At 51.3% G+C, this 26,960-nt stretch carries 27 protein-coding genes; 14 read left to right on the top strand and 13 right to left on the bottom strand.

Features of this window, described 5'->3' with window-relative positions; all coding sequences use genetic code 11:
• The 3 genes from J2T58_RS03265 to J2T58_RS03255 are packed head-to-tail and all read right to left on the bottom strand — an operon-like array spanning window position 1 to window position 3,444.
• Window positions 1–924, bottom strand: coding sequence for a type II secretion system F family protein (locus tag J2T58_RS03265; protein WP_253487392.1), 924 nt, complete (start codon window positions 922–924; stop codon window positions 1–3).
• Window positions 911–2,866, bottom strand: a complete 1,956-nt coding sequence (locus tag J2T58_RS03260; protein ID WP_253487391.1) for a type II/IV secretion system ATPase subunit — start codon at window positions 2,864–2,866, stop codon at window positions 911–913. Before J2T58_RS03260 ends, J2T58_RS03265 begins: the two co-directional genes overlap by 14 nt.
• On the bottom strand, window positions 2,863–3,444 hold the full coding sequence (locus J2T58_RS03255; protein ID WP_253487390.1) for a hypothetical protein: 582 nt from the start codon (window positions 3,442–3,444) through the stop codon (window positions 2,863–2,865). Before J2T58_RS03255 ends, J2T58_RS03260 begins: the two co-directional genes overlap by 4 nt.
• Window positions 3,445–3,600: 156 nt before the next feature.
• On the opposite strand from J2T58_RS03255, the gene J2T58_RS03250 reads away from it, so the two are divergent.
• From J2T58_RS03250 to leuS, 4 genes are read left to right on the top strand one after another with little or no spacing between them, the layout of a single operon-like run.
• On the top strand, window positions 3,601–4,383 hold the full coding sequence (locus J2T58_RS03250; protein ID WP_253487389.1) for an A24 family peptidase C-terminal domain-containing protein: 783 nt from the start codon (window positions 3,601–3,603) through the stop codon (window positions 4,381–4,383).
• 7 nt (window positions 4,384–4,390) lie between these two features.
• On the top strand, window positions 4,391–4,744 hold the full coding sequence (gene hisI / locus J2T58_RS03245; protein WP_253487579.1) for a phosphoribosyl-AMP cyclohydrolase: 354 nt from the start codon (window positions 4,391–4,393) through the stop codon (window positions 4,742–4,744).
• Between the two features lie 37 nt (window positions 4,745–4,781).
• The gene (locus J2T58_RS03240) at window positions 4,782–6,716 is read left to right on the top strand and encodes a PINc/VapC family ATPase (protein WP_253487388.1); all 1,935 of its coding nucleotides are present in this window, start codon (window positions 4,782–4,784) and stop codon (window positions 6,714–6,716) included.
• Window positions 6,717–6,735: 19 nt separating this feature from the next.
• Complete coding sequence (gene leuS, locus J2T58_RS03235) at window positions 6,736–9,522, top strand: leucine--tRNA ligase (RefSeq protein WP_253487386.1); 2,787 nt, start codon at window positions 6,736–6,738, stop codon at window positions 9,520–9,522.
• 7 nt (window positions 9,523–9,529) lie between these two features.
• Here the strand turns inward: leuS and J2T58_RS03230 are convergent, their stop codons facing one another.
• Entirely contained in the window at window positions 9,530–9,841 is a 312-nt protein-coding gene (locus J2T58_RS03230) for a DUF5611 family protein (protein ID WP_253487384.1), read from the bottom strand.
• 34 nt (window positions 9,842–9,875) lie between these two features.
• Between J2T58_RS03230 and J2T58_RS03225 the strand changes: the two genes are divergently transcribed.
• Window positions 9,876–10,604, top strand: coding sequence for a proteasome assembly chaperone family protein (locus J2T58_RS03225; protein WP_253487382.1), 729 nt, complete (start codon window positions 9,876–9,878; stop codon window positions 10,602–10,604).
• 6 nt (window positions 10,605–10,610) lie between these two features.
• Window positions 10,611–11,003 (top strand): DUF473 domain-containing protein, encoded by a 393-nt coding sequence (locus J2T58_RS03220; RefSeq protein ID WP_253487380.1) that lies wholly within the window; start codon window positions 10,611–10,613, stop codon window positions 11,001–11,003.
• Between the two features lie 8 nt (window positions 11,004–11,011).
• Here the strand turns inward: J2T58_RS03220 and J2T58_RS03215 are convergent, their stop codons facing one another.
• The 6 genes from J2T58_RS03215 to J2T58_RS03190 are packed head-to-tail and all read right to left on the bottom strand — an operon-like array spanning window position 11,012 to window position 16,182.
• Window positions 11,012–11,593: a flavodoxin family protein gene (locus tag J2T58_RS03215; protein ID WP_253487378.1), complete on the bottom strand. Its 582-nt coding sequence runs from the start codon at window positions 11,591–11,593 to the stop codon at window positions 11,012–11,014.
• A 45-nt stretch (window positions 11,594–11,638) separates the two neighbouring features.
• The gene (locus tag J2T58_RS03210) at window positions 11,639–12,379 is read right to left on the bottom strand and encodes an MIP/aquaporin family protein (RefSeq protein ID WP_253487376.1); all 741 of its coding nucleotides are present in this window, start codon (window positions 12,377–12,379) and stop codon (window positions 11,639–11,641) included.
• Between the two features lie 12 nt (window positions 12,380–12,391).
• Entirely contained in the window at window positions 12,392–12,598 is a 207-nt protein-coding gene (locus J2T58_RS03205) for a DUF2180 family protein (protein WP_253487373.1), read from the bottom strand.
• A 15-nt stretch (window positions 12,599–12,613) separates the two neighbouring features.
• Window positions 12,614–14,113, bottom strand: coding sequence for a DUF2193 domain-containing protein (locus J2T58_RS03200; protein ID WP_253487372.1), 1,500 nt, complete (start codon window positions 14,111–14,113; stop codon window positions 12,614–12,616).
• Between the two features lie 56 nt (window positions 14,114–14,169).
• Entirely contained in the window at window positions 14,170–14,928 is a 759-nt protein-coding gene (locus J2T58_RS03195; protein WP_253487371.1) for an MJ1433 family protein, read from the bottom strand.
• Window positions 14,929–14,979: 51 nt separating this feature from the next.
• Complete coding sequence (locus tag J2T58_RS03190) at window positions 14,980–16,182, bottom strand: SLC13 family permease (protein ID WP_366518430.1); 1,203 nt, start codon at window positions 16,180–16,182, stop codon at window positions 14,980–14,982.
• Between the two features lie 153 nt (window positions 16,183–16,335).
• Here J2T58_RS03190 and J2T58_RS03185 point away from each other — a divergent pair, with 153 nt between their 5' ends.
• Window positions 16,336–16,803 (top strand): hypothetical protein, encoded by a 468-nt coding sequence (locus J2T58_RS03185; RefSeq protein ID WP_253487369.1) that lies wholly within the window; start codon window positions 16,336–16,338, stop codon window positions 16,801–16,803.
• A gap of 30 nt (window positions 16,804–16,833) precedes the next feature.
• Here the strand turns inward: J2T58_RS03185 and J2T58_RS03180 are convergent, their stop codons facing one another.
• Entirely contained in the window at window positions 16,834–17,517 is a 684-nt protein-coding gene (locus tag J2T58_RS03180; protein WP_253487368.1) for a 2,5-diamino-6-(ribosylamino)-4(3H)-pyrimidinone 5'-phosphate reductase, read from the bottom strand.
• Between the two features lie 93 nt (window positions 17,518–17,610).
• Between J2T58_RS03180 and J2T58_RS03175 the strand changes: the two genes are divergently transcribed.
• The 7 genes from J2T58_RS03175 (at window position 17,611) to J2T58_RS03145 (ending at window position 24,653) form a co-directional block, all read left to right on the top strand.
• Window positions 17,611–18,582, top strand: coding sequence for an EF-Tu/IF-2/RF-3 family GTPase (locus J2T58_RS03175; RefSeq protein ID WP_253487366.1), 972 nt, complete (start codon window positions 17,611–17,613; stop codon window positions 18,580–18,582).
• A 72-nt stretch (window positions 18,583–18,654) separates the two neighbouring features.
• A complete protein-coding gene (locus tag J2T58_RS03170) occupies window positions 18,655–21,150 on the top strand; it encodes a PAS domain-containing protein (RefSeq protein WP_253487364.1) in 2,496 nt (831 codons plus the stop codon).
• Window positions 21,147–21,524, top strand: coding sequence for a response regulator (locus tag J2T58_RS03165; protein WP_253487362.1), 378 nt, complete (start codon window positions 21,147–21,149; stop codon window positions 21,522–21,524). Before J2T58_RS03170 ends, J2T58_RS03165 begins: the two co-directional genes overlap by 4 nt.
• A gap of 146 nt (window positions 21,525–21,670) precedes the next feature.
• Window positions 21,671–22,447 carry a transporter substrate-binding domain-containing protein gene (locus J2T58_RS03160; protein ID WP_253487360.1) on the top strand — a complete coding sequence of 259 codons (777 nt, stop codon included), beginning with the start codon at window positions 21,671–21,673 and terminating at the stop codon, window positions 22,445–22,447.
• Window positions 22,448–22,554: 107 nt separating this feature from the next.
• Window positions 22,555–23,235, top strand: coding sequence for an amino acid ABC transporter permease (locus tag J2T58_RS03155; RefSeq protein ID WP_253487359.1), 681 nt, complete (start codon window positions 22,555–22,557; stop codon window positions 23,233–23,235).
• Complete coding sequence (locus J2T58_RS03150) at window positions 23,235–23,975, top strand: amino acid ABC transporter ATP-binding protein (protein WP_436262631.1); 741 nt, start codon at window positions 23,235–23,237, stop codon at window positions 23,973–23,975. Before J2T58_RS03155 ends, J2T58_RS03150 begins: the two co-directional genes overlap by 1 nt.
• Before the next feature lie 9 nt (window positions 23,976–23,984).
• Window positions 23,985–24,653, top strand: coding sequence for an amino acid ABC transporter permease (locus tag J2T58_RS03145; RefSeq protein WP_253487357.1), 669 nt, complete (start codon window positions 23,985–23,987; stop codon window positions 24,651–24,653).
• Here the strand turns inward: J2T58_RS03145 and J2T58_RS03140 are convergent, their stop codons facing one another.
• Together J2T58_RS03140 and J2T58_RS03135 are read right to left on the bottom strand one after the other, a co-directional pair.
• Window positions 24,654–24,818: a hypothetical protein gene (locus J2T58_RS03140; RefSeq protein WP_253487356.1), complete on the bottom strand. Its 165-nt coding sequence runs from the start codon at window positions 24,816–24,818 to the stop codon at window positions 24,654–24,656. It lies immediately after the preceding gene.
• Window positions 24,819–24,822: 4 nt separating this feature from the next.
• Window positions 24,823–26,907, bottom strand: a complete 2,085-nt coding sequence (locus tag J2T58_RS03135; protein ID WP_253487355.1) for a SpoIIE family protein phosphatase — start codon at window positions 26,905–26,907, stop codon at window positions 24,823–24,825.
• Between the last annotated feature and the right edge of the window lie 53 nt (window positions 26,908–26,960).

Below are 26,960 nucleotides of genomic sequence, written 5' to 3'. Positions count from 1 at the left end.
TCAGGCCTCCGGTGTCATCGAACTAATCATCACAAGAAACATCACACTGCCAAATGGCATGATCAGGTAGATGATCACAAAGAGGAAAAGCGGGTTGCTTGTCCCAGAGAGCATCGACATAACGGACTGGAGGATGACAAGGAAGAGGGTTCCGGCAACCAGTGCTGTCACATAGGATTCGGAGATGAGTCCAAGCGTCTCAAGAAATGCCTTCTGCTCGTGTCGGTTCTCAATTGCATACTGATTTGCCTTCTGTTTAAAATAATCCGTGAGATTGCTCCCGCTGGTAATTGCGCCCATTGCTCCCTGAAGAAATTCTTTTAAACGCTCACTTGGTGTTGTCGTTGAGACGACCCTGAGAGCATCGATGAGGTCCCGGCCAAAGAGATCTATCTCACGTGCGATATGCCTGGCTTCAGTCGAACTCTCCCCATAGACCGGAGACTCTCCAAGGAGACGAAAGATCTCGGCTGGTGTAATGCCCGCCGTGGACATTGCTGTAATATAATTGATTGCGTGGGGGAGGGTGGTATCGATCTTTCGCCTTCTCTCTCCAGCCATAATGGATGGGTAGATGAGGTAGAAGAGATAGGTGAACCCTCCGATAATGATGAGTGAGAGGATCGTGATGAAGATCGTACCAGCGATTAACCCGTACTGTGCATATTCATAGAAGAATCCTGGTAGTGTTCCCTGGTACCTGATCAATTCGGGAAGTCTGAAGATATAGGTGCAGACTCCTGCTATGATGGCACCCACGAGTCCTGCAATAATTGACGTGATGGTTGCCGTTGAGAGGTAGACCTCAAACGGGACGCTGTGTCGTGCGGATATAAGGCTTCCAAGGAGTTCACTATGGCTTAAGCGCTTCTCCTTCATCCTCGAGCCGAGGAGATTGAAACAGAACCTCTCATACCTGTTCATAAAGATCTCTTCGTACCCGTCTGATAACGTCTTCTGGATTTCGGAAATACTCCATCAGGATGGCAGATACGTCATGATAATGCCGAATCTTGCGCACCCGCATCCATTCAAGCACTTCCTGCCGTCTTTTCAGCTCCTCCTGCATCCTTTCATCATTCCATCCCCGTTCCTCCATAATATCCTCGAGGATGAAGGATTTTCCAAGGTATGCGATCTCATCGGTTGCAGGCTTCCATCTGAAGACCTCGTTTGTAATGAGCTCATTTGTTCGGGGATCGATATCCAGTATCTCGATGATCTGTTTGTTTCTCCTGATCCTCTGACCGCCGACCCGTGCCTGCACCTGGACGGATACAAGGTTGAGTGCAGAGAGCATGTTCCTTGGAACATTCATCGGTGGGTTCTCAAGACGGTGGACGACACTTGCAACGGAGTCGGCATGGATGGTTGAGTACGTGATGTGGCCTGTACTCATCGCCTGAAAGAGGGTGAGCGCCTCCCGCCCCCGGACCTCTCCGACGAGGAGGTATTCGGGCCTCTGCCGTAATGCTGCCCTGAGAAGCTCATAGAGATCAATCTCCCCCCGCCCCCCGGTATCAAAGGAGTCCCGTGTTATACTTGGGATCCAGTTTGGATGCGGCAGTTTCAGCTCCCGCGTGTCTTCGAGGGTGATGATCTTGGCAAGCGGGGGCATGAAGAGCGATATTGCATTGAGCGAGGTCGTCTTCCCGGATGCAGTACCGCCTGCGAAGAGGCATGATTTTCCGCTCTCTACGGCAAGCCAGAGAAATGCGATGGAGAGAGATGAGAAGGTCTTCCACTCGATGAGATCGGTCGGGGTGATCGGCTCTTCCCGGAACTTCCTGATGGTGAATGTCGATCCGTGTGCGGTCACTTCAGTTCCAAGGGTCATCTGGATGCGCGACCCGTCGGACATTGTTGCATCCAGGATCGGCTCCGCAATGGAGATATACTTCCCGGCTCTCTGTGCAAGTTTTGTGACAAAAGAGTCGAGTTCTTTCGAATCCTTGTAGGTAAGGGTCGTCTTCATCGATTCATAACGTGTGTGATAGACGAAGATCGGCGCCATCAGCCCGTCACAGGAGATATCCTCGATATATACGTCATGCATGATCGGATCGATGAGGGCATCGCCAAGAAACTCGCGATCCATCCTGTAGAGGATCTTCTCTTCCTCTGCAGGGTCAAGATTGATTTCATAGTCTGCTATGATCCCCCGGCAGGCTTTCCGAAGGAGCTCCCTTGTTTCTTCTCTCGAAAGGCCCCGGGTGCTAATATCAAGGGTCTCGAAGAGTCTGCTTTTTATCTCATGATAAAACTCTTCCTCACCCTCTGTCAGGATCGGCTCAATCACCTGATAGGTATACTCATGCGAGACGATGTCGTAGAGTATCCGTATGTAGGCATAGGGGGGGTGTACAGGATATACCTCGATCTCCTCGACACCGGGGGGTGGCAGAAATGATAGATCGACGAGTGGACCATGCTTCTCAGGGGAGTACTCCTCATGCGTGCGACGCCGGATTGAGAAGAGATCAAGGAAAGTTCTCTTCTTTTCAGTATTCTTTTTAGCTGGCTTTTCTTCTGTCTGATGTTCCTGGTGCTGTGGAGCTTCTGATGAAGCGTGTGGTGCTATAGTATCAATTACCACCTCCTCCAGAGGGAGTGGGTGTGCGGTATGGTTTTTTTTCTTCACTGTTCGATCAGTATCATCTTGAATATCCTGATATTGCGTTTCCGGATACTGCTCAGGACCTCTATGTTCATTGATATCCTGCTCTTTCCCGGTGTGAGTGGATACAACACGTTCGTCAACAAGCTCCCCACGTTCGTCCATTGTGTCCAGGGACTCTTCGGAGATGATTGGTTCTTCTCTTCTTTTCCTGAAGAGAGATCTCCATCCCTTCTTCTCACCGCTCATTGCCCATCTCTTGGGATCAATACTTTTGTTTCGAGATCTCCACCCGGGAAATCGATGATGGATCGTGAGACAAGCCTGATACCATCACGTACCCTGCACTCATAGTTTCCACTAAGGAGCTTGAAGGTTACTTTTCCTCGGTGATCTGTTGTGTCTGTTGCACACATCCTGCTGTTGTTCCAGAGCTCGATACGAAGATCCTGGAGTGGGGTTTCAGGTGTTTCAATCCGTATTGTCAGTCTTCCAACACCGGTATCGGCCTCTGGTTTGAGATCTGTCTGAAGCTCAGTATTTATATTGACAAAGAGGCGTGCAGGATTGAAGATGCGTGCTCTTCCGGAGCGCTCCTCTGCCTCCTTGAGAGTAAGGGGGATGCAGCTGAAGATACCATCTGCCGGGAATCGGAGTATCGCAGTATCGCCATATATTGTACCAGCCGCATCGGTATATTCTGCACCACCTGGTTCTCCGGAGATGGTGATGACAGAGGCGATCATTCCACCCTCCTCACAACGTATCTCTCCGGTCATTTTGGTATTGAATGCCTCCTGTAAGCAATCATGGAGGTTTCTTATCATCCTTTCCTGCATATTCCTAGTGGTAATATCCTTCTCCTCCTCTTTATCAATTTTTTTATCTAAATTTAGTATGCTTTTCCTTTCTTGAACACCCTTGTAATTAAGAAGTGATACAATGGCTTGGTATATATATGTATTAGTCAGATATCATTCTCCATGATCCCCCCCCTGATCATTGTCTTCATCGCAGTTGCAGCAACCTTTCTCTATGGATCGGTTCTTGATATCCGCGATCGGAGGGTGCCTTTCCGGACATGGTACCCTATGATCCTCCTCTCTGCCCCTTTCTCGGCATATGTTTACTATCTCCTCCTGAAAGGAGATCCTGCCTGGTTTCTGATGGTGCTTATCGCAACGTTAATATTCTGCATCATGATGTACGGGATCGCGTACTTCGGGCTCTTTGGTGGTGCCGATGCCTGGGGTCTCATCTTCATCGCACTTCTCATCCCGATCTTCCCCATCGAACCACTGCTTGGATATTCTCCGGTACCTCTCTTCGTCTTCAGCGTCCTTGCAAACGCTCTTATTCTCAACCTCTGTATTCCGCCGGTACTCTTCCTCTACAATACTATCAGGGGCAACCGGGCACCTCTGCTGCATCGTTTCATCGGATACCCGGTACCTGCAGAGAAGCTCACGACAGTCTTTGGCTTTGTGATCGAGGATTTTGAGGAGACTGAGGATGGTGTCAGGCGGCGGTTCATGCCCTTTTCAGAAGCGGTTCGTCGGATGGCAGGCGATGATCGGGTCTATACGCGTGATCTCCGGGAGCATCCCGAAGAGTTCATACGTGAACGAAAGCTTTATGCGAAGGCGGGGTCCGTCTGGATATCATATGGTGTTCCTTTCTTCATCCCGATCACCGCCGGCCTCTTCGTCTCGTTCTTCATCGGGGATATCCTCTTTACCCTGATCACCATTCTTACCGGGGTGTAGATGCATGATCGAACCTGTATATGAAAATGGCCTCATTCCGGTGATCGTTCAGGATACGGAGACGCAGATCGTTTTAATGGTTGCATGGGCAAATGAGGAGGCGGTGGAGCTGACCCGGAGAACCGGTTATGCCCATTATTACAGCCGGAGCAGGCGGAAAATATGGAAGAAAGGTGAGGAGAGTGGTCACCTTCAGAGGGTTCATGAGATCCGTGTGGACTGTGATGCTGATACCCTTCTGTATATGGTTACCCAGTCCGGTGCTGCGTGCCATATGGGATACCGATCATGCTTTTATCGATCTATCGATGGGAATCTTCTCTTTGAGAGAATAGTTGATCCTGATAAAGTGTACAAATAATAACGATGAATGACACGTACCTTATGGTAGATTTTTTATGAAACTGGTACCCGATACAAGCGTCGTCATCGATGGACGCATAACAACAATGATACACAATGGAGACTGCAAAAACCCTACAATAATCATTCCGGAGGCGGTTTTTGCAGAACTTGAGGCGCAGGCCAACCATGGTCGTGAGATAGGGTTTTCTGGCCTCACCGAGATTCAGGAACTCTGCAGAATGCGCGATGAAGGTCTCCTTGAACTGAAGTTTGTGGGAGAGCGCCCCCGTCTTGATCAGGTGAAACTCTCAAGCGGTGGTGAGATAGATGCGATGATACGAAACGCCGCTATAGAATATGATGCCACCTTCGTCACCTCTGATGTGGTTCAGGCCGAGGTTGCGCGGGCACGGGGACTTGAGGTCATCTATCTCAAACCGCAGCAGGAGAACTTCACCCCCCTCCTGATTGATAACTTCTTTGATGAGAATACCATCGCCGTCTATCTCAAGGATCGGGTCTCCCCGTATGCCAGGAAAGGCCGCCTCAAGGAGATGCGCCTGGTGCCGATACGCGAGGCTCCGATGACTGAATATGAATTGCGGCGGCTCGCACAGGAGATTCTGGAACGAGCAAAACGCGATCCCGATGGTTTTATCGAGATAGAGAAGCGTGGTGTTACCGTTGTCCAGATCGGCTCACTCAGGATATCCATCACCCGCCGCCCCTTCTCAGACGGGATGGAGATCTCTGCGGTCCGGCCCATCGCCCATATCTCTCTCGATGATTATGACCGCGCAGAAGAGATCAAAGAGGGCATTGTCAGTGACAGGTGCGGCACCCTCATCGTTGGACCGCCGGGTTCGGGGAAGTCGACCCTCGCACAGAGCATTGCGATCTTCCTTGCGGACCGTGATTTCGTCGTCAAGACGATGGAGGCACCCCGCGATCTCCAGGTTCCTGATCATATCACGCAGTACACCTCTCTTGAAGGGAGTATGGAAGCAACCGCAGAACTGCTGATGCTCGTCCGCCCCGACTTTGTAATCTTTGATGAGATACGAAAAAAGGATGATTTTGCGATATATGCAGATCTCCAGCTCTCCGGAATTGGCATGGTCGGCGTGATGCATGCACAGCGGGTGCAGGATGCCATCCAGCGGCTCATCGGAAGGATAGATTACTGCCTTCTCCCCCAGGTCATCTCATCCATCATCTTCGTCTCTGATGGAGAGATTGAACAGGTATTTACCATTGATTTCTCGATAGACCGGCCAACTGGGCTTGCTGATCTTGGTGTGGAGATACCCCCCTCCCCAGTTGTGACGATCAGCAATAGTGCAGACGGAACTCCCGTTGTTGAGATATTCCGCTTTGGGGGGGAGACGATCGTTGTTTCAGCGGGGCCGGCAGATTCTCCGGAGAATGCACTGGAAGAGCCGGAGAACGACACCCTGTCATCAGAACCGGAGGTATCCGCTCCACAACCTCAGACACCCCCTCACTGGAAAGTGATTGAAAAGGAGATTCAGAAAGAGATCGGCAGGTTCACCGAGGGATTTGTTGATGTCCGGATGATCTCAGACACCAAAGCGACGGTCTTCATCGATGACCAGGATATTCCTGCCGCGATCGGGAAAGGTGGCAAAAACATCTCCGGGATCGTCAATAAAGTCGGGGTTGGCATCGATATCAGATCCCGGTCAGAACTCAGTGATACCGATGATGATGCTGTGGAGGAGATGCCGCTGAAAGCTGTCTCATCTGAACAGAGTATTCAGATACGGACTGACAAAAAACAGCTCGCCCTGATCTGCCCCGAACATTCCGGCAAGATTGTGGATGTCTTCTCAGGGAAGGAGTATCTCTTCACAGGGACTGTTGAAGAGAGCGGGGAGATCCTCCTTGCCCGGAACAACTCAATCGCCCAGGAGATGATCAGGCGGTTCGAGGCAGGTGAAGATATCAGGGTTCGCCCTGTTGACTAATTGTAAAGGGGAGCTTAGCGTGACCGAAGATCCAATACATATAGCAGAGGCCGGGGTGGCCGGTTCATGGAAGCGGGCATTTGAATCCGATCCATCAGAGAAGGAGAAGTACTATCTGACCGTCGCATATCCATATCCAAGTGGAGCGATGCATGTCGGCCATGGAAGGACATATATTGTCCCCGACGTCATCGCGCGCTTCTGGAGGATGCGGGGGAAGCAGGTTCTCTATCCGATGGCATTCCATGTGACGGGATCTCCTGTAATCGGGATCTCAAAGCGGATTGCACGGGGTGATGAGAATACGATAACCCTCTATCGTGATCTCTATAAGGTACCGGAAGACGTCCTTGCGGGTTTTGCTGATCCACTTGCGATAGTTGAGCACTTCTCCAACGAATATGAGCGCGTGATGCGGCGGCTCGGCCTCTCGATAGACTGGCGGCGCCGGTTTACCACCATTATTCCCCAGTATTCAAAGTTCATCGAATGGCAGTACAGCCATCTCTATGCTCAGGAGCGTGTCGTCAGGGGGGCTCATCCGGTTAAATACTGTCCACAATGCGAAAATCCGGTCGGGGATCATGATCTTCTTGAGGGTGACCGTGCGGAGGTTGTCAAATTTATCTTTGTCAATTTCGAAGCAGACGGCTTCCTGATCCCCTGTGCCACGCTCCGTCCGGAGACGATCTTTGGTGTTACAAACCTCTGGATCAACCCGGATGTCAGATATGTACACGCAGAGGTTGATGGTGCCCTCTGGCTCATCTCCCGTGAGGCTGCCGGGAAACTCTCGATGCAGAAGCATACCGTCACCATTGTTGGGGAGGTTGATGGCGCGGACCTCGTGGGATCAACCGTCTCCCACCCGCTCTCAGGGGATGTTCGGATTCTTCCTGCTCATTTTGTCGATCCTGATATGGGGTCAGGGGTTGTGATGAGTGTTCCAGCGCATGCCCCTTATGACTATATTGCCCTCCGTGACCTCCAGCAGAAGGGGGAATATACGGATATCGTTCCGATCCCTCTTATTTCAGTGGATGGATATGGTGCAGTTCCTGCACAGGAGGCAGTCGAACGAGCCGGCATCCATGACCAGCTTGATCCCAGGATGGATGAGGTGACCCAGGAGGTCTATGGGGCTGAATTTACCCGTGGAAAACTCCTTCCCCTCTGCGGAGAGCACGAAGGGAAGCCGGTCCGTGTTGCGCGCGATGATCTTGGGGAGATTATGGAACTGGACTATGGATCCATCCGGTTCTTTGACTTTGATACCCAACCGGTCGTCTGCCGGTGCGGAAGCAGGGCATATGTCAGGATACTGGACGATCAGTGGTTCCTGACCTATAGCGATCCGTTGTGGAAGGCACAGGTCCATGAGCAGATCAGTTCTCTTGCCCTTGTTCCACCCGAGGTTCGTGCTGAGTTTGACCGCACCGTGGACTGGCTGAAGGACTGGGCATGCACCCGTCGGGTGGGGCTTGGAACACGGGTTCCCTGGGACTCCAGCTGGCTCTTTGAGCCCCTGTCAGACTCGACGGTCTATATGGCGTACTATACCATTGCACACCGTATCAGTGATATTCCTCCGGAGTCTCTCACCCCTGAAGTCTTTGATTATATCTTCCTTGGAGTGGGTGATCCAAAGGAGGTTGATCGTCAGGTTCTGGACTCGCTCAGATCCGAATTCCTGTACTGGTACCCCTACAACCACCGCTTCTCGGCCAAGGATCTCATATCAAACCACCTGACTTTCCAGCTCTTCCATCACCGCGCCATCTTCCCTGATGAACTTCAGCCACAGGGTATGGTTGTCTTCGGTATGGGTCTGCTCAACGGGGCAAAGATGTCCTCAAGCAAAGGGAATGTATTCCTCCTTGAGGATGCGGCAGATGAGTTTGGGGCAGATACCGTCCGTATGTTCCTGATCGGTTCAGCCGAGCCCTGGCAGGACTTCGACTGGAGGAATGAACTCGTCTCATCCACCCGGAAACAGATTGAGCGGCTCACCTCCTATGTGCAGGAGGCGGCATCATCATCAGGGGAGACGGATGTAGATGCATGGCTTCTGTCACGCCTTCAGCGGCGGATCGAACAGACAACCACGGCACTTGAACTCTTCCAGACCCGTCAGGCCCTCCAGGAAGCATACTTTGGGATCGAGTCTGACCTGAAGTGGTATCGGAGGCGGCTCCCTCCAGGATCCGATGGGGGCGCTGTCATGCACCGTGTCGCTGATGTATGGGCCAGGCTCCTTGCACCCATCATTCCTTTCACCTGTGAGAAATTGTGGGGTGAACTCGGCCATGAAGGGCTCATATCATATGCAGAATGGCCTCTGCCGGATCCCGGTCTTCTGAATCCGGCAATTGAGCAGGCGGAGGATCTCATCATGCGGACTGTTGAGGATATCGAGTCCATCATCAGGATCATCCCGATGACACCATCGAAGGTGATACTCTGCCTCGCCCCCTCATGGAAGTATGATATCTTCAAAACGGTTGCTACTTCCGAGGATCACCGTATGGTGACAAAAGAGCTGATGAAGGATGCATCGATGCGAACCCGTGGCAAGGAGGCGATCACGACCATCACGCAGGTGACAAAGCTTATCCACAGCCTTCCACCCCAGGTCGTTTCAGAGATTGTATCGCATCCCCCGGATGAGATGGCCGTCTTCACCCGGACCCTCTCCTTCCTGGAGAAGGAGTTTAAGGTTGCATTTGAGGTCGTTTTTGCAGAAGAGAGCATGCATGCAAAAGCAGGAATGGCCCTCCCCTTCAAACCGGCTATAATTATTGAATAATTTTTTTCTACTCTTTTGGTTTTGCCCGCTTGACCCGTTCTTTTGTTGAGAAACCAGTGATATGATCCAGGTACTGCCTGAACTTTTTATTTGAATCAAGGATCAGATCATCAGATGCGGTGATATCCGATTCAGTATCGACATATACCGTCTTCCCCTTTTCACCAGACCACACCTCAAGACGTTTGATGGCACCATAGGCGATACAATAGTGTCCGTCCTTCTCTTCCGCCTCTACGCCGAAGATGTCAATGAAACCGCTGAGCAGTCGTTCCTCAAGATCTTTTGTCAGACCTCTCTTTACCTGATATTCCTGCATAGTATTATTTTGGGGTGGGTTATATGTAATTTTAATGTCCAGAGATACGAGTGATTTAAAGATCATATCACAGGATCTCAGTGAGAAGGGATCTGTTGTGATGATGGGCTTTCCGGGATCCGGTCTTGTCGGGAGCATTGCCCTGCAGTACCTTGTCGATCAGATGGATTTTGCCCATGTTGGCGATATAACAAGCCGTTTCTTCCCTCCCATGTCGATGATGCAGAAAGGGGTGGTCAATGCGGCGATTCGGATCTATGAGAAAGATCGGTTTGTTGCCTTTGTTGCGGATATTCCGATTCATCCGATGATCTGCTATGAGGTTGCTAATGGCATCCTTGACTGGCTTGCCGGGTATGATGTCAAAGAGATCGTTACCATTGCCGGTATTATTACGAACGAGCCGGAGAAGAGGGTATTTGGGGTGGCAAGCGACTCCGATTCGGCTGAACGTATTGCTGACCATACGATCATCCTTCCGATGGGGAGTATTTCAGGGATTGCATCGAGCCTGTTGACAGAATGCAAGCTACGAAAGATACCCTGCATGGGCCTTCTGGGAGAGACGGTGAACAACCCTGATCCCCGGGCGGCAGTCTCGGCAGTTGAGGTTCTCAACCAGCTCTACTCCTTTGGGATCGATACGGCGCCCCTGCTTGAGCAGGCAGAAGAGATCGAAGCAACAATGCAACGGCTTGCTGAGGAGGTTCAGAGTGCTGAAGTTGGACCACAGAAGAAAGAAAACCTTCCAATGTATGGGTGAATCATCATGATGGTAGCAGCGTTAACGGGGATATCCCCACAGGTAATCGCCGATCTTAAAATTGGCAAACCACGTACCATAGAACTCCAGAGTGCCCATAATATTATCACCATCTCCGAGGTGCAACCGGGTGATCATATCTTCCTGACAAGTATTGCCGCAGAAGATCTCTCCCCCGGAGACTCAGGGCTTATCCTTACAGTCCAGGCGGTTTCCATCTCGATGAAGCGGGTGATCGAGTACTCACATGGCCATCATTTTGAGGAGCGCGAGCGGACATCAGCCCGTGTTCAGCTGAAGTACTGCGGGACTTCAATAATAAAGGAGAGTGGCACCCTCTCCTGCTGCAAGGCGTATTTTGCCGATGTTGTAAAGTGCACCTGTTTCCATGCGGTCTGAAAACCTTCTTACTTTTTTACCTGGCTGATACAGTATGCGACATTCTCTCCGAATCGTCGGATAGTATCGAGACCTTCTGTATCCTGCTGCACATCGCCTGGCTCTTTTCCAAAGACGATGTTCCAGTAGGTTGACCCACAGACGATCATATCGTTGATGAGGTAAAACATCAGGAGTTCCTGGATTGTGGCGGTGTGGCCCCCTCTTCGCGCTACTGCGACTGGCCCACCGACCATCCGCGAGAGGAACTGATCCGATCCCCGCGAGACCATCCCTATCCTCTGGATTGCCGACATCAGATCACCGCGTGCGGTTCCAAAGTAGACCGGGGATCCGATGATGAGGCCGTCGGCCTGCCTGATCTCGTCGATCATCTCGTTTACCCCGTCATCGAGTGAACAGACACCGGTCTTTTTACAGGTGTAACAGGCGATACAGGACTGAATCTGCTTGCCACGCAGACTGATCACCCGGGTACTGCATCCTCCGGCATGGAGTGCCTTGCTGCATTCTTCGAGTACCTGTTCGGTATTCCCCCCTGCACGGGGGCTTGCATTAATCAGAATAACATCTGCCATGGTCTGTCGCATCACTGTTGATCGCAGAATCAAAAAGGATGTTGGTTATAGGAAGAATCATTCGGAGGTTAGCCAGTCATAAAGGAAGACTGCGGCCAGGGCTCCCAGAATCGGTCCTATGATATAGATCGGGAAGAACTCCCAGAGATTTCCACCACCAAAGAGGGTATTGCCAATGTACGGGCCGAATGTACGGGCCGGATTAAGGGACGACCCTGCGATATTTCCTGTTGTCGTGATGATGCCGGCGACCGTCAGGCCGATGATAAGTCCTGCAAACCCTTCAGGTGCCCGCTTGTCAACGGCAACTCCCATGATGGCGAGCATCAGGAGGAATGTGCCGATCGCCTCGACGAGGATGGCCTGGCCATAGGTGATGCCGGGGAATGGAGCGGTTGCACCGAGCCCGCCGACGAGGACGGCATCAGGGCCGACACATGCAAAGAAGAGGGTGCTTGCAAGAGCTGCTCCGATCAGCTGGGCGATGATATATGGTGCTACTTCCGCAGTCGGGAACCGCTTTGATGCCCAGAGAGCGATCGTCACCGCCGGGTTAATATGGGCTCCGGAGACCCTTCCAAGTGCATAAATCGCAGCGGCGATGGCGATACCGAAGGCAAGACCGATGGCAAGCCAGTCTCCAAGACCCCCGAGGTACCCTATCCCGATATTAAAATCGGTAAGGGGTTCTTCCCCTTTTGCGATCATCAGGGTTATTGCCGCTGCTCCCGCTCCGAAGAAGACGAGAATGAAGGTCCCGACGATCTCAGCGACACATCGTTTGGCTAATGATGTCATTGCATCAACTCCTTAAGATGTAAGTGCATGATGGCAGGGGGGACAGAGAATTCTTGGAATGCTTGTCTTCAGCTTCTTTGCAGGGAAGGGGTAGCCCCCCTCCCACTTCTCAACTTCCTCCCTGATAGCATGGTGTTTACAGACTCCCATCCCGCAGACGATGCAGATTGCAACCGCATCACTATCCTTCCCCTCTTCTGCACAGATATAACATTTCATATCTGTTCACCTGCTCTATACCGCATCCCTGTACTCACAGTACTGGTGCCTGAAGTCAACAAGACACGCGGCTGCACAGTCCTTGCATGAACGAACAGGAGCCGCCGCAGTCTCTTTGTGGAGTGCGATGATGTTTGTCATCATCGTCGCTGTGACGGGTTCGCTCGTCAGGAGGCATGGATAGTCGGAGAGACGCATCAGGGCAGATGCCCTGACGGTGATGGCACATGCCGGGTATGCATACCATTGCGGATTCATCAGGATCTCATTCTCATGGATTGGAGAGAGATCGATTGTACACCCTGCGACCTTCGGTGCGAGCAGGTCATTCGATCCCGCCTTTGTCCTCCGTGCCCGGTCGATGATCTTCCATCCACGGTAGAGCATGTCCATGAAGTCACAGTTGTGCAGCTCTGCAGCTGCCCCCCGGGTGGGGTTGAGCTGAACAAGATTGTGGAAACGCTTAGTCAGAAGATCCACGATCATCGGGGCGTTGAATCCGTCAAGCTCCAGGATATACTCTGTTGCAGCGGCTGATGATCCCGTTACAACAGAGAGGATATCATATTCGCTCTTGAATTTTTCGACATTTGCATCGAGTGTCTTCTGCATCACCTCGGTGACCGCCTCAATCGTCGCCATGATGACGTCGTCCTTACACATGTTGAAGGTCGACTGGGCGATGTGATGGGCGATATCTCCGACACAATAGGCAGGGATGGTTGCAATGTTTCCGTAATGAACGCCATCATCGATGGCTGCCTTCACGGCAGGTGTAATCATGCGGCGGTAATCCTCCATGTACTTCCTGACATCAAATGAGGTATGTCCCGCACCGTCCATCAACTCTGCCTGGGCTTTGACCGGGCTCTCATAGATCGCCTGAAGCTGCTTCACCTCTTTTGCAGAGGCATCAGCCAGGGTGTCACCTGCTTCAATCTGTGTTGCAAAGACCTCACCAACACCGTAGCTGGTGTTCATTCCCCAGGATTTCGCAGCAAGGATCGCCTGTTTGTGGTCTGTCGGAATATCGGTGGTTTTCAGAATCTGGTTGACAACATTGCTTGTACTACCGGGGATAAGGGCAAAGTCGACGACACAGGTCGGACCATAGAAGCCGGCATACCTTCGGGCAGACTCCCGTCCGATGAGCGCCTCGGACTTTCCTATCTGTTTTACGAAGGCTTCCAGGCTCTTTTCAAATTTCTTGTCCTCATCACAGAGGATCTCAAGGACGACCGGTGTCTGATAATGCTCAACGAAAGGATCATCCTCAGGCCGGATCGCCTTTGTCAGCTTGCTCAGTGCATCGAAATGTGATGTGACCGAGGTCTTGTGCAGGTCAATGACTGCCGCACTCTGGCCGGATGCGACCGTCATCTTCTTAACCGCATCCACATAAGGCTGTGCATCGCTCAGGGTGAACTGCGTCCCCCTCTTCTTCTTTACCGTCTCAACATCGGCACGCTGGGCACCCATTGCCTCAGCTATGATTTTTTTGTACAGTTCTGACATCTTTTTCACCTCTCATATCCGGGTTATTCCCGATGCCCGAACTTACATTTGTGAGGTTATATATTTTTCTCCTCCCGGATGACAGGGCTGGCATTGTCATCGAAGGGGTTTTTCCGCATCGCCAGTGAGAAGAGGTAGGGATAATGGGTCTTCTGATATCGCATGTACTCAACCCATTCGGGGGTGAGGAGATCATATACCCGGCGGAGATCGATGGCAAGATGTGCAAGATCAGACTCTGGAAGGGCACTCAGATCCCCCCGGCTCTCCAGCTCCTCGGAGAGGTGAAATACCGCCCTGAGGCTCTCGGTGAAGGTGGCATGTTCGAGAAGGACCGGGTTTTCAAGGAGGCGGAGGAGGAAATCCCGGTGTCCTCTTACCATTGTATACAGCTCGATGAGATTGATCCTCTCGATACTGATCGTCTGCCGAAATCCGTTCAGGGTTGCGATGATTGTGTCAAACTCCCGGTCTGTCCAGGAGTCGCGAATGAGAAGATCTCCTCGGATTGTATCAAGATCGGGATCGGCATCAGAGAGGATCTTCAGGAGATGCGATCCGATCTCGGAGAAGAAGACCCCTATTACCATATTCATCTTCTGGAGCCTTTCTCTACGTGATCGAACAGCAAGGAGCTGGTTGAGGATTATCGTGACCAGAAGGACATTAATTGGGAGAAAACCGAGGGCATTGAAGATATAGGTGAGGGTATTGCTCTCCCCCACATCGCCGATGATGAGGAACTTGGCACCATAGATGATGATGGAAAGGGATATGAGCACGATACCAAGTTTCGTCTCCCATCTGAGTTTCATCTCCGTCTCTCCGCAATCAATGGAAGGATCTTCTCAGGGAAAAGGCTTGGGTTAGGCGATAAGAGCGAACCATCCGATGAATACAGCAGCCTGCAGGATCGTCACCGGAATCCCGAATCTGAGAAACTCGATGAATGTGATCGTTGCTCCACGCCGCTCGGCGTTCTGGATGATGATGACGTTGCTTGCCGCACCGAGTATGGTCAGGTTGCCTCCGATGGTGCTCCCGGCGGCAAGGGCGAGGAAGATTATCTCCGAAGAGCCCGCTTCCATCAGGGAGGGGATGATCAATGCAACAAAAGGCACATTCGAGATGATCTGGCTGATGAGGATGCCACCGCCGATCAGCCATGGGATCGAGTGTATCAGGTTCTGTGGGATGAGGCCGGGGAAGGTCCCCCCGATCCATACCGCTTCCATCAGGATAAAGAGACCAACGAAGAAGAGGAGTGTCCGGTAGTCAACACTCCTCATGATGGCAAAGCGGTGTGGAGAGAGGAGGATCGGGGCTGCGGCAATTGCCGCAATCGTTTGGAGGGTAAACATTGGCGGATGGCCTGTTGCGATGCATATGATACGCAGGATGATCAGGCCGATAAAGATGCCAAGGGATAGCCTGCAGAGACGAGCCAGTTTCTGATCCCTGATCCCCGCTTCAGGAAGAACCGGTGGCAATACAGCAGGAAGGGATGGCGTCATTCTCCGGATGATACCATAGAGAATGAGTCCTGATAGAGCTGTAGGAATAAAGAGCACTGCTATGAAGGTGAGGAACGGGTTCTCCATTCCGGATCCGATTGCAATAAGAAGATTCTGCGGGTTCCCGATCGGACTGATGATGCTTCCCGTTGTTATCGCCCCTGCAAGTGCAAGGAGGAAAATGCGGTCCGGTATTTCGCAGGTCCGTGCAAGTGCAAGGGCAATGGGGGTTCCAACGATGGCAAGTGTGTCATTCATCAGGAGAGCGGAGAAACCCCCCATCGTCAGGATGAAGAGGGAGATGAGCTGCCCTGGTGTTTCTGCCCTTGAGAAGATGATTCGTGCAAGATACCCGAGATACCCGCTCTCTTCCATGGCGGATCCGATGAGGAAGACAGAGAAGAGGAAGATGATGATCTCAATATTGACTGCATGGAGTGCCTCGGTCGGAGTGATACTGCCACAGATAAGAACAGCTCCCGCTCCCGCAAGCATCATGCCCCAGATGGGAAGCCGAATCCCTCCGATCTGGCGGCATGCAATCCCCCCCAGCACGAGAATAAGGATGATACCTGAGATGTCCGTGTATTGTTATTGGATCATTGAGGATAATGAAGGATACAGGATTGATCTCCGGTTGGGGTTTGTATTCCTGCAACTATCCGGTGTTGCGAAAGAATAATATAGGCGATCTTCCAATGATGGCATATGAAGCAGATACTCTCCCTGATGATCATCGCCATCATCACCGCCACACTGTTAACCGCAGGGTGTGTGGAATCTCCGGATTCAAACGGAGTTGTCACCCCGACTCCTGAAATAACACCTGTTCCAACCGAGCCGGCGCCAGCGGAGGATCTGCTGGTTCCGGGTCCTTTGGGAACGATGCCACCGGGCCAGGATGTGCAGGCAACAATATCACGGGATCCCCTCAGGACTGATATCTATGTAACCTTTAATGGAGGGAGGGGGATGAGTGCTATTGTTCGATTGGATGCGACAATGTATGCCTCAGATGGCAGGGTAGAGGAACAATCGATGGCACGCCCAAGAATGGGTGAATCCATTACATTTACCGGGACACGGGGTACAGATCGGGTCAAAGTGACTGTTCTCTATAATACAGGAGAGGTTGTTGTCATCAACGACGGCCTCTTTGAGTATAGGAGCAGATAAGGAGCGTCCCGCGAATAATGGTGGAATACGCTACCCATCCACCTTTCTTTTCCAACGAATCAGAAGTCCGTCATCGATCCTCTGCACCTCCTCAAGATGCAGTCTTGGAAATTGAGACTCATTGATAAAGCCCTCGCCATCTGCAAGTGTTGGTGCTGCCGCCCCGCCGATGATGCATGAACCGATATAGGTGATCAATTCATCAAAGAGTCCCTCACTGAGGAACGACCATATGACGGTTCCCCCACCTTCGACCATCAGCGTCTCTATCCCCGATTCTGATAGTTTGTTCAGAAGATATGGCAGATCAACCCGTCCCTTTCCGCAGCTGATGATCATGGCATGCTCTGCAAGAGCCCGTATCTTCTCCATTTCAGCATCTTCTGCAACAGCAATGATCCTCTCCCCCTCTCCTTTTACAAGAATATCCGCGGTGATCGGTGTCCTGGCATGGGAGTCAAGGACGATGCGGATCGGGTTCTCGGGGCGTCCCTCTCTTCGCCGGGCAGCCTTCAGGTCAGGAGACTTGACCGTCAGGGATGGGTCGTCTGCTTGTACTGTTCCAATCCCTACGAGGATTGCATCACATTCTGCACGCATCCTGTCAACGCGGGCGAAGTCATCGGACCCTGAGATGCGGACCTGCCGCCGCTCCCGTGTAGAGAGCTTCCCGTCTGCGCTCATTGCGGCGTTAATGATGACATATGGTCGCATGATAGAAGCGTCTGGCGGTGTGTGGTCTTATAATCTCTCGTTTTGATCTCTCCCAGGCAGGGTTTTTAGTGCCGTGCCGTTGAATATGAGGGTATGGGTAATCTGACCGTTGCTGCAATCGCCCCACCCGAAATCCTGCGTGAGCTTGGAAAGCCGGGTACGACCTCGGATATTACATTTTATAATTTAAAACGCGGATCAGATACGGTCACGTTTATTGAACCTGCACGGTATCCTGAGCGACTTGCTTCCCTTTACTTCTCTGTCTCAATGGCGACTACAGCCCTTGTCGTCATCGATGAGATAACTCCTGTCCTTGGGGAGTGCATTCTGATGCTCGATTCGGCCGGTATCCGGGATGGCTCTATTGTCCTGAGAAATTATCTCGGTCAGGATCAGGTTATGCCCCTGCTCAAAGGGACTGTTCTTGAAAATTACCGCTTTATGGAGGAGAACTGGATTGAGATCAAGGAATCCCTTCTTGATCAGGCTGCCCGGGTCATATCAGAGGAGCCGCCGGCGGGATCGATGCCATATGGCACGATGACCATTGATCATCACTTCAATGTGAAGGGTATCGGAACTGTCGTTCTTGGTGCTGTTGTTTGGGGATGCATCCGCAAACATGATCAGCTGAAGGTCCTGCCTGATGAGAAGACGGCTATCCTCCGCTCAATCCAGAAGCATGATGATGATTATACATATGCGGTACGTGGGGACCGTGTCGGGCTTGCATTAAAGAACATCGATTCTGATGATCTTGACCGGGGTTTTGTTCTGACAACAGATCCTGATATTCTGGTTACAGATGAGATTGAGAGTGATGCAGAGCTTGTGAAGTACTGGCCGTCCGCTTTGCGTGAGGGCATGGTTATCTATTCAGGACACTGGATGCAGTTCATCTCCGGTAAAGTGACATCAGTCACCGATGCGGGAGACTTCCGGCGACCCCGCCTCCGTATCAGCCTGGATAAACAACTTGTCTATCTTCCTGGTGATCGTCTGGTGCTTCATTATCTTGAGGGCGGGAAACTTCGCATTGTTGGATCGCTCATTCTTCAATAAAAATCAAAAGAGGGGTATCAGTAGAGAAATATCAAAAGATAAAATTTTTATTTCAGGAGGAAGTAGTAATTAATGATGGCAGATTCAAGACTCCTTTCCTTTTATGGAAAGGGTGAGCGTTCAACCCTTTTTATAAGGATATGGGTCTTCTCTGCACTTACAATAACTGCCTACCTCATCACCTACCACGGGGTGCAGCATGGGATAACGGATGTCTATCCCGCTCTCTTTTTTATTCCAATCCTCTATGCTACGCTTTTCTTCCCGAAGAGAGAGACGATCGTTGCAGTTGCTCTTGCCCTTGGATATTTTGGACTCGTTTACTCACTTGCCCGGGATGATGTTGCGATCATCTATGCATCAACGGTACATTTTATCCTCTTTGTTGCGTTCGGCCTTGTGGCAGCCACAATATCAGAACAGGTGAGGAAGAGAACCGGGATGTATGCAGGGGTCATCGAACAAGCCGAATCCTGCAACTGGATCGTGGACAGGCGGTCACGAACGATTCTGGATTCCAATCCACTCTGTGCCTCTCTCCTTGATTATATTCCACATTCTCTCCATGGAAGGCCGATGCGGTCCCTCTGGCATGATCAGCAAGCCGCTGATACTCTCATTGATGAGATCGAGGCATCCCGGAAGGTCTCGGATCGTGAGGAGATACTGATTCACCGGGATGGAACAAAGCGGTACGTCCGCCTCTCAGGGTCGGTTCTGGATGATGATTCAATCGTCATCTCCTCGATAGACATCACCCCGCTTAAGCATGCCGAAGCGATGAGGATGCATGCGGAGGGGGCATACAGGGAGACACTCAATGCGATGGATGATCCGGTCCTTGTCATTGATCGGGATCATCAGCTCCTTCTTATTAACACTGCAGCTGAACAGAGGCTCAGGGCAGATGGGATCCATTCAGTTGTTATCGGGAGGAAGATCGAGGCGATTTATCCATTCACCTCGTTCCTTTCCAATCTCCAGAATCATCAGAGGATTTTCTCGGAGAAGAGATCCATTCGCAAAGAGGTCTCATATGAACGATCCGGCCAGACCTCCTGGTATGATATATCAGTAAACCCGATCAGAACTGTCCCTGATAGCGGGAGTGCAACGGTCATCATCCATGATATCACTGATGTGAGAAATGCTGAACAGATCTGGAGGGAATCGGAGGCCCTGCACCGGGTCATCTTTGAGAATGCCGGATCGGGCATCATCATTCTTGATCAGGAATGCATCATCTCATCGGTGAATGATGAATTCTGCTCATTAACCGGGTATGAGAAGGGAGACCTTACCGGCCGCTCGATCTTTGAGATGCTCTTCCCAGAGCGTGATCGAAGGGTTATGATGGAATGCCTCTGCAAGATGGATTCTGCCTCTTCACATGAGGAGTACGAGGTGAAGATCCTTGATTCGATGGGGGAAGAACGCGATTGTATCCTTCTGACCTCGATCCTTCCTGGTAATAATCATCGTCTCCTCTCGATACTTGATATTACCGATGAACGAAGGATGATCGAACTGATCAGGGAGCAGGAGACGAGTTATCGCCAGCTTATCAGCCAGATCCCCGTAGGTATATTTACATCGAGGGATGGGAAACTCAGCTATCTGAACCCCTCATTCTGCCGCATGACAGGCTATACGGAGAAGGAGCTGACCGGAAGGTTGCTGACGGATCTCTTTCCCGCCCCCTTTGATTATGGGTTGCCACAATCTTGTGGGGAAATTTCATTTATCCATAAAGACGGCTCTCTTCGTATGGGGGAGTTGTATATACGGGAACGTGGCTCCTCCGATGGGAATGAGGATCTGGGGATACTGATAGACATCTCCCAGCATAAGGATCTTGAAGATGTGCTCAGGAGAGAGATTGAGCGGAGATCCGATTTTGTGACGGTTGCTTCACATGAATTACGGACACCTCTTCAGCCGGTTGTGGGGTATATCGGCCTTCTTCTCTCAGATCCCGAAGGGTTTGGTCTCTCTGAAGAGGTACTGCATCTCCTGCAGCTCATTCAGAAAAATGTTGATCAGGAGCGGCGAATAATCGACAGGATGATTGAACTCTCTGTGGTTGATTCAGGTACGATAACTCCTGTATATGAGGAGATACATGTCTATTCTCTTCTTGAGGATGTGATCGATAGCTCCGGGTGCCGAAGCAAAGGCGATATCATCAATGATGTCCCGCAATCGGCTGCCATTCATGCCGATGTCAATCTCCTCTATCAGGTTTTTCATAGTCTTATAACAAATGCAATTCAATATAATGACCCTCCACGCGAGGTTCGGCTAATGTATAGCTCAGGGCTGCGTGATCATACAATCCGAATAGTTGATAATGGAGTGGGGATAGATGGATCAGTACTGGATCAGATCTTCAGGCCATTCAATATCGCGGATCTGAATAAAAACAACAGGAAATATGACCGTCTTGGTCTCGGACTCCCGATAGCCCAACGTTATGTCCAGCTTCATGGTGGGGAGATCACAGTTGAGAGCAGGCCTGGAGAGGGAAGTATATTTACCATTCGAATACCTAAGGAGATAGAGATATGACAAAGACGGTGATGGTGGTTGATGATGATATCCCAAACCTTACGGTTATGGGTCTCCTTTTAAAAAAGATCGGATATAGTGCAATAACTATACATAATGGCTGGGATGCGCTCGCTGCCATTAAGGAGAAGAAGCCCGATCTCATCCTTCTCGATCTGATGATGACGCCAATTGACGGGTGGCAGTTCCTCGATGAGTTACGGAAAGAAGGGTTATCCAGGCTTCCTGTCATGCTCTTCACTGCAAAATATATTCGTGATGAGGAGATAGCCCCCTATAAGAAAGATATTATCCAGATCCTCCAGAAACCTGTTTCACTTCGGGAGCTTGAAGTGGCACTCCATGACTTCTTTCAGAGTAGATCTGATACCTGATCCGTTCTATACAATCTTCTTCTCTCACCTTCTTCCCCCTTCCGGGCAGGGGTCGTTCCAATCTTCCAGAGAATGGAGCTTTATCGATCCCTATACGGAATCATTTCATAACTGATAAATATGATCCTCTCGTTAATCTCTATTTCATGAACGCTAAGGTGTGCGCTGCCCTCGTGGCAGCGGTTCTGGTATTCCTGTTTGCAGCAGGGTGTATGGGAGAGGCTGAGCCGTCCCCGGATGCACGACCACACTATATTGTGGGTATTGATGGTGATTATCCTCCATTCAGCTATATCGAGGCAGATGGCTCGGCAGCCGGATTTGATGTGGAATCCATCAAATGGATTGGTGAAGAGATGGGTTTTGATGTCACCATTCAGCCGATGGCATGGGATGGCATTGTTACAAGCCTCGTCACAAAGAGGATCGACATGGTCTATTCAGGGATGACGATCACCCCTGAGAGGAAGGAGCGTGTAGCCTTCAGTGAGCCGTACTGGGTCATTTACCAGGCAATTGGTGCCCGTGAAGGTGCAACATTCACCACAGACGATGTCCTTGCCGGTGAGATTGTTATGGGTGCACAGCGTGGATCGACTGCCGCCACATACATCCAGACGAACCTTGTTGATACCGGACTCCTCGCTGCCGGTGACTTCAAACTCTATGCAAGTTTCCCTCTTGCAGTTACCGATCTGAAGAATAACCGTGTGGATGCGGTGATGTTTGATGAGCCTGTTATTGATACCTTTGTTGAAGAACAGGGGATCATAAAGATTGGGATCATCGATGAGAGAGAGGAGTATGGTGTTGCGGTCCGAAAGGAGGACACCGAGCTTCTTGAGATGATTAATGAAGGTATCTCCCGTCTTCAGGCAGATCCGAAATGGGATGAGCTGAAGGTGAAGTACGGTCTTGACTGATCCGTCTGTCTTTGTACAGAATTAATTTCCTCTACCTTTTTCTCATCTCCGGCATAATAGTAGGTGTGCTGGATCGGTATGAACCAAATCTTTCGTGGTGATCTCAATTGACGATTCTCTCCCAGGCAGTCATCGACTCTCTCCCATATCTCCTTCCCGGGATCTTCACAACCCTTGGGCTTGTGCTCACTGCCCTTGGCATCGGGCTTATCATGGGAGTTCCGATGGCACTTATTCATGTCTATGGATCGTGGCCACTTCAGTATATTATAAAAACCTACGTCTGGATATTCCGGGGCCTGCCGATCCTTGTTCTTCTCTTCCTCTTTTACTTTGGTATCTTCCCGCTGCTTGGACTGCATATATCTGCATTCTGGATTGCGGCCATTGTCCTTGGATTTCGGACTGCCGCATACCAGTCAGAGATCTTCCGGGGGGCGATACTATCGATCCAGGATGGGCAGATGCTTGCAGCCCGCTCTCTTGGGATGTCCAGAAGCCAGGCGATTGTCCATGTGATCCTTCCCCAGGCATTACGGAATGCACTCCCCGGATGGACAAATGAATACCCGATCCTCCTCACCGATTCATCAGTCTGCTATGCCATCGGTGTGGCGGAACTTCTGACACGAGGAAACCAGATTGTGGCCAGAATTCATGAGCCGATGACGATATTTGTTCTTATCGCCGCAATCTTCATCATTCTTAATTATAGCGGGCAATGGGTCTTTGCCCGGATTGAGCGGCGCTACAGGATACCCGGATATGGAGAAGGTGATACGAGATGATGACAGATGAGATAATACTCAGGGTTCAGGAGATCCATAAGCGATATGGTGAGAATGAGGTTCTGAAGGGGGTATCCTTTGACGTCCGGCGTGGAGAGACGAAGGTCTTCATCGGCCCTTCCGGTACGGGAAAGAGCACCCTTCTCCGATGTATCAACCAGCTGACGGTTCCTGACAGTGGATCTATCTGGCTGAATGGTGAGGAGGTGACCCATGCCGGGCCCGCAATCAACCTCTACAGGCAGAAGATTGGGATGGTCTTTCAGAACTTCAATCTCTTCGATCATCTGACGGCTCTTGGAAATGTTGAGATTGCCCTCCTCCGGGTCAAGAAGATGAGCCGCCAGGAGGCGCGGAAGAAGGCCCTGATGGAACTGGAACAGGTAGGCCTCTCTGATAAGGTGAATTCCTATCCCGCAGAACTATCAGGGGGGCAGGCCCAGCGCCTCTCTATTGCCCGAGCTCTTGCCATGGATCCCGAAGTGATCCTCTTTGATGAACCGACGTCGTCACTCGACCCGGAACTGACCCGCGAAGTACTTGAAGTGATGCGGAGGCTGGCAAGAAATGGGATGACGATGCTCATCGTCACCCATGAGATGGGTTTTGCCTTATCGGTTGCCAATGAGATTCTCTTCATGGAGCATGGGCTGATCGCCGAAAAGGGACCGCCATCCGAGATTCCGACAAGCCCGGACTTTACCCGGACACGCAGGTTCCTCGGCAGTTTTCAGGATTGATCCGGATCTATGACACTGCTACAGTTTGACTTTGATCTTCTCCTCCCTGTCCTCTATCAGGGTGCATTAGTGACCTTTGCATTGATCCTCATCTCTGCTCCCTTCGGGTTCCTCAATGGAATCCTGATAGCTGTCGGAAGGGTGTATGGAAACCGGTTCATCTCAACGCTCTGTCATGGATATGTGCTCTTCTTCAAAGGGTGTCCTCTCCTCCTCCTCCTCTTTATCATCTACTTTGGCCTGCCTTCCATCGGGATAACCTTCACGGCATTTACTTCGGCAGTAATTGGATTTATCCTCTGTAACGGCGCGTATAACTCGGAGTACCTGAGGGGCGGGATCCAGTCAATCCCTGCGGGCCAGATGACTGCCGCCCTCTCTCTTGGGATGTCGCGGAGTCAGGCTATCAGAAGCATCATCCTTCCCCAGGCACTCCGGCGATCCCTCCCCGGTCTCTCAAATGAGTTTATCTATCTCATCAAATATTCCTCACTTGCCTATATGATCACGGTTGTTGAGATTACTGGTGCTGCCAAGGCCTTCGCCACAAAACATTTTGCCTTCTTTGAGGTTTTTATTCTGATAGGTCTCTTCTATCTTGGCCTTGTGACCATTGCCGGCTATGTGATAAGCAGGGTGGAAAAAAGAATTGTAATCCCGGGTTTTGGCGGAACGTAGTCAGTCGTCATCCAATCCCGAATAAAAAACCATTCTGGCTGGCCGGTGAATCTTCCGTCCGCATCCGGGACATATCGCCGCATCCGGTGGCGGCCTGCAGGTCGGACAGGGGTTTTCTACAACAAAGATGGTTTCGCAATGGAGGCACTGCCATCTCTCATGCATCAGGTTATTCCTCCCCATCTTTTGCCTTGAGGACAAGGAGGGTTATATCATCTGACTGTGGTGCCTCGCCTGCATACTCCTTGATATCATCGATGATGGCATCGATGATCTCAGAGGCCCCTCTGCCCCGGATCTCTGTCATCAGTGCCTCAAGCCTCTCCTCACCATAGAGCTCTTCAGCGGCGTTCTCAGCCTCAGTGACTCCATCGGTATAGAGGACGAGGAGATCCCCGGGGGTAAGGGGGATTGTCACCGTCTCAAGTGCTATCTCCTCAATGACGCCAAGGGCAATCCCGTCTGCTCTGAGGAGGGTGATGGTTGCATCATCTCCCCTGATGAAGACCGGGGGGTTATGGCCGGCATTGACGTAGGTGAGTGTGTTATTATTGGCATCAAGGATTGCATAGAAGAGGGTGACAAACATGCTCGTCTTTGAGTCCTCATAAATAAGCCTGTTTGCCTGAGTTATAGCGGTTGCAGGGGATGGCTCATCTGCCGTACTCGCCCTCACCAGCGTACGTGAGAGTGCCATGAAGAGTGCTGCTGAGACGCCTTTGCCCGAGACGTCTGCGATGACAAGGCCATACCGGTTCTCCCCTATTGGAATGAAGTCATAGAAATCCCCACCCACGAAGAGTGCAGGAATACTCCGTGCGGCCAGGTCAAATCCAGGCACAGCAGGGGCCCGGTCCGGGAGGAAGCTCTCCTGGATGTGATGGGCGATCTCAAGCTCCCGCGAGAGGCGCTCCCGTTCAGCCGTCTCCCTCTCAAGATTCGCCATCATCGCTTTGAGCTCCCCTGCCATCGTATTGAAACTCTCTCCAAGGCTCTCAAACTCATCTTTTGTTTGCAGGGTGACACGGTACTCAAGATCTCCCTTTCCTATGGCGGTGGCGCCTTTATGAAGGTCTTTGAGTGGTCTGGTGATGAACTGGGAGAAGATGGCTGACCCGACGATGGCAGCACCGATCAGGACGACCATGCTGACGATGAAGAGGTGTAATGCTCTGTTTATCTGCGAGTCAATCTCTTTTGACGTGCTCTTTGTAAGAGTTTCAAGCTTCTCTCCTGTCAGAAGAGCGGGTGCGATGACCGTTTCGACCGGCATCACCACAGCAATACTCCAGCCTGTCGTCCGAACGGGTGCATAGGCGAAGAATACCTCACGTTCTTCAAATGAGATTCTGCTGATGCCGCTCTCACCGAGAATCATCTTTTGTGCTACTGCCCGAAGCTCACGATTTGGTGCACTAAGGAGATTTTCTGTAGTAAATGATTCGTCCCAGAGGCGATCCTCAGCACTGAGGCCAGGCCTGGTAATGACATGCCCATCTTTGTCAATGAGCATCGCATATCCGTCACCGCTGATCTTGGTGCCAAGAATCTGCTGGTTGATGGTCTCAATGGTTACATCAGCACCAACTATCCAGGCATCTCCGGCATCCGCTATTTTGTACGAACAGGTGACCGTCAGCCCTTCCCCCCCGGCATCAACATATGGGCGGGACCAGCTGATGCCGTCACTACTAAGTCCGTCTCTGAACCAGTCTCTTTTACGGTGATCAAACTGCGGATCCAGATTGATCGTCTTCGGATAGACCCGGAATATCCCGGACTGGGATCCGATGTAGATCCATGTGATTTCTGGATGCGCAGTCGCAACAGAGACCATGATATCCTCCATCTCAGCGAGGGCTTCCCGTTCCCGGATGGCAGGGGAGGTACCGGCAACGATGAACTCTTCCGTCCCTGCAACGGGTGCTGCAGGCCTTCCGGATCTGAGGGCCTCTGCATATGCCCCAATCGTCAGAATTGCTATCCCGGTCTGTTCAAAGTGGAGAGATGCCTGTTCTGCCTGGTCGATGGCGATTCTGAGGAGGTACTCCTCTGCATCTTCAAGGAGTGCCGCCGTGCTGTCCCTGACCGCCTGCTCGCCAAGTGCCTCACTCTGGGATACTGCAGATGCGCCGAGGGTATTGATGGCGGAAGATGCGACACCACCGGCAATAAGGAGCGAGATCACCGAGATGAGAAGAAATGCAATGAGAATTTTTGTTCTGACGCCCATCGGCGGAATTGGCTGGTTCATGACTTCCTCGTTGCAGAAATAATCTACAGAAGGGGTTATAAGTCCTCTGATAC

Source organism: Methanocalculus alkaliphilus (assembly GCF_024170505.1).
In the GTDB taxonomy this organism is placed as follows: Archaea; Halobacteriota; Methanomicrobia; order Methanomicrobiales; family Methanocorpusculaceae; genus Methanocalculus; species Methanocalculus alkaliphilus.
Note: the sequence above shows the minus strand (reverse complement) of the source record. Positions and strands in the feature narration are given on the sequence as shown.

What these genes read in the sequence shown, in the direction of transcription:
- J2T58_RS03195 (WP_253487371.1), bottom strand. Translation starts at nt 14,928, where the DNA reads ATGAAACTCAGATGGGAGACGAAACTTGGTATCGTGCTCATATCCCTT.
- J2T58_RS03145 (WP_253487357.1), top strand. Translation starts at nt 23,985, where the DNA reads ATGACACTGCTACAGTTTGACTTTGATCTTCTCCTCCCTGTCCTCTAT.
- J2T58_RS03165 (WP_253487362.1), top strand. Translation starts at nt 21,147, where the DNA reads ATGACAAAGACGGTGATGGTGGTTGATGATGATATCCCAAACCTTACG.
- J2T58_RS03210 (WP_253487376.1), bottom strand. Translation starts at nt 12,379, where the DNA reads ATGACATCATTAGCCAAACGATGTGTCGCTGAGATCGTCGGGACCTTC.
- J2T58_RS03215 (WP_253487378.1), bottom strand. Translation starts at nt 11,593, where the DNA reads ATGCGACAGACCATGGCAGATGTTATTCTGATTAATGCAAGCCCCCGT.
- J2T58_RS03225 (WP_253487382.1), top strand. Translation starts at nt 9,876, where the DNA reads ATGTCCAGAGATACGAGTGATTTAAAGATCATATCACAGGATCTCAGT.
- J2T58_RS03200 (WP_253487372.1), bottom strand. Translation starts at nt 14,113, where the DNA reads ATGTCAGAACTGTACAAAAAAATCATAGCTGAGGCAATGGGTGCCCAG.
- J2T58_RS03135 (WP_253487355.1), bottom strand. Translation starts at nt 26,907, where the DNA reads ATGAACCAGCCAATTCCGCCGATGGGCGTCAGAACAAAAATTCTCATT.
- J2T58_RS03140 (WP_253487356.1), bottom strand. Translation starts at nt 24,818, where the DNA reads ATGCATGAGAGATGGCAGTGCCTCCATTGCGAAACCATCTTTGTTGTA.
- J2T58_RS03265 (WP_253487392.1), bottom strand. Translation starts at nt 924, where the DNA reads ATGAACAGGTATGAGAGGTTCTGTTTCAATCTCCTCGGCTCGAGGATG.
- J2T58_RS03220 (WP_253487380.1), top strand. Translation starts at nt 10,611, where the DNA reads ATGATGGTAGCAGCGTTAACGGGGATATCCCCACAGGTAATCGCCGAT.
- J2T58_RS03230 (WP_253487384.1), bottom strand. Translation starts at nt 9,841, where the DNA reads ATGCAGGAATATCAGGTAAAGAGAGGTCTGACAAAAGATCTTGAGGAA.
- J2T58_RS03160 (WP_253487360.1), top strand. Translation starts at nt 21,671, where the DNA reads ATGAACGCTAAGGTGTGCGCTGCCCTCGTGGCAGCGGTTCTGGTATTC.
- J2T58_RS03205 (WP_253487373.1), bottom strand. Translation starts at nt 12,598, where the DNA reads ATGAAATGTTATATCTGTGCAGAAGAGGGGAAGGATAGTGATGCGGTT.
- J2T58_RS03250 (WP_253487389.1), top strand. Translation starts at nt 3,601, where the DNA reads ATGATCCCCCCCCTGATCATTGTCTTCATCGCAGTTGCAGCAACCTTT.
- J2T58_RS03175 (WP_253487366.1), top strand. Translation starts at nt 17,611, where the DNA reads ATGGGTAATCTGACCGTTGCTGCAATCGCCCCACCCGAAATCCTGCGT.
- J2T58_RS03185 (WP_253487369.1), top strand. Translation starts at nt 16,336, where the DNA reads ATGAAGCAGATACTCTCCCTGATGATCATCGCCATCATCACCGCCACA.
- J2T58_RS03170 (WP_253487364.1), top strand. Translation starts at nt 18,655, where the DNA reads ATGATGGCAGATTCAAGACTCCTTTCCTTTTATGGAAAGGGTGAGCGT.
- J2T58_RS03260 (WP_253487391.1), bottom strand. Translation starts at nt 2,866, where the DNA reads ATGAGCGGTGAGAAGAAGGGATGGAGATCTCTCTTCAGGAAAAGAAGA.
- J2T58_RS03240 (WP_253487388.1), top strand. Translation starts at nt 4,782, where the DNA reads ATGAAACTGGTACCCGATACAAGCGTCGTCATCGATGGACGCATAACA.
- J2T58_RS03150 (WP_436262631.1), top strand. Translation starts at nt 23,235, where the DNA reads ATGACAGATGAGATAATACTCAGGGTTCAGGAGATCCATAAGCGATAT.
- J2T58_RS03180 (WP_253487368.1), bottom strand. Translation starts at nt 17,517, where the DNA reads ATGCGACCATATGTCATCATTAACGCCGCAATGAGCGCAGACGGGAAG.
- J2T58_RS03255 (WP_253487390.1), bottom strand. Translation starts at nt 3,444, where the DNA reads ATGATAAGAAACCTCCATGATTGCTTACAGGAGGCATTCAATACCAAA.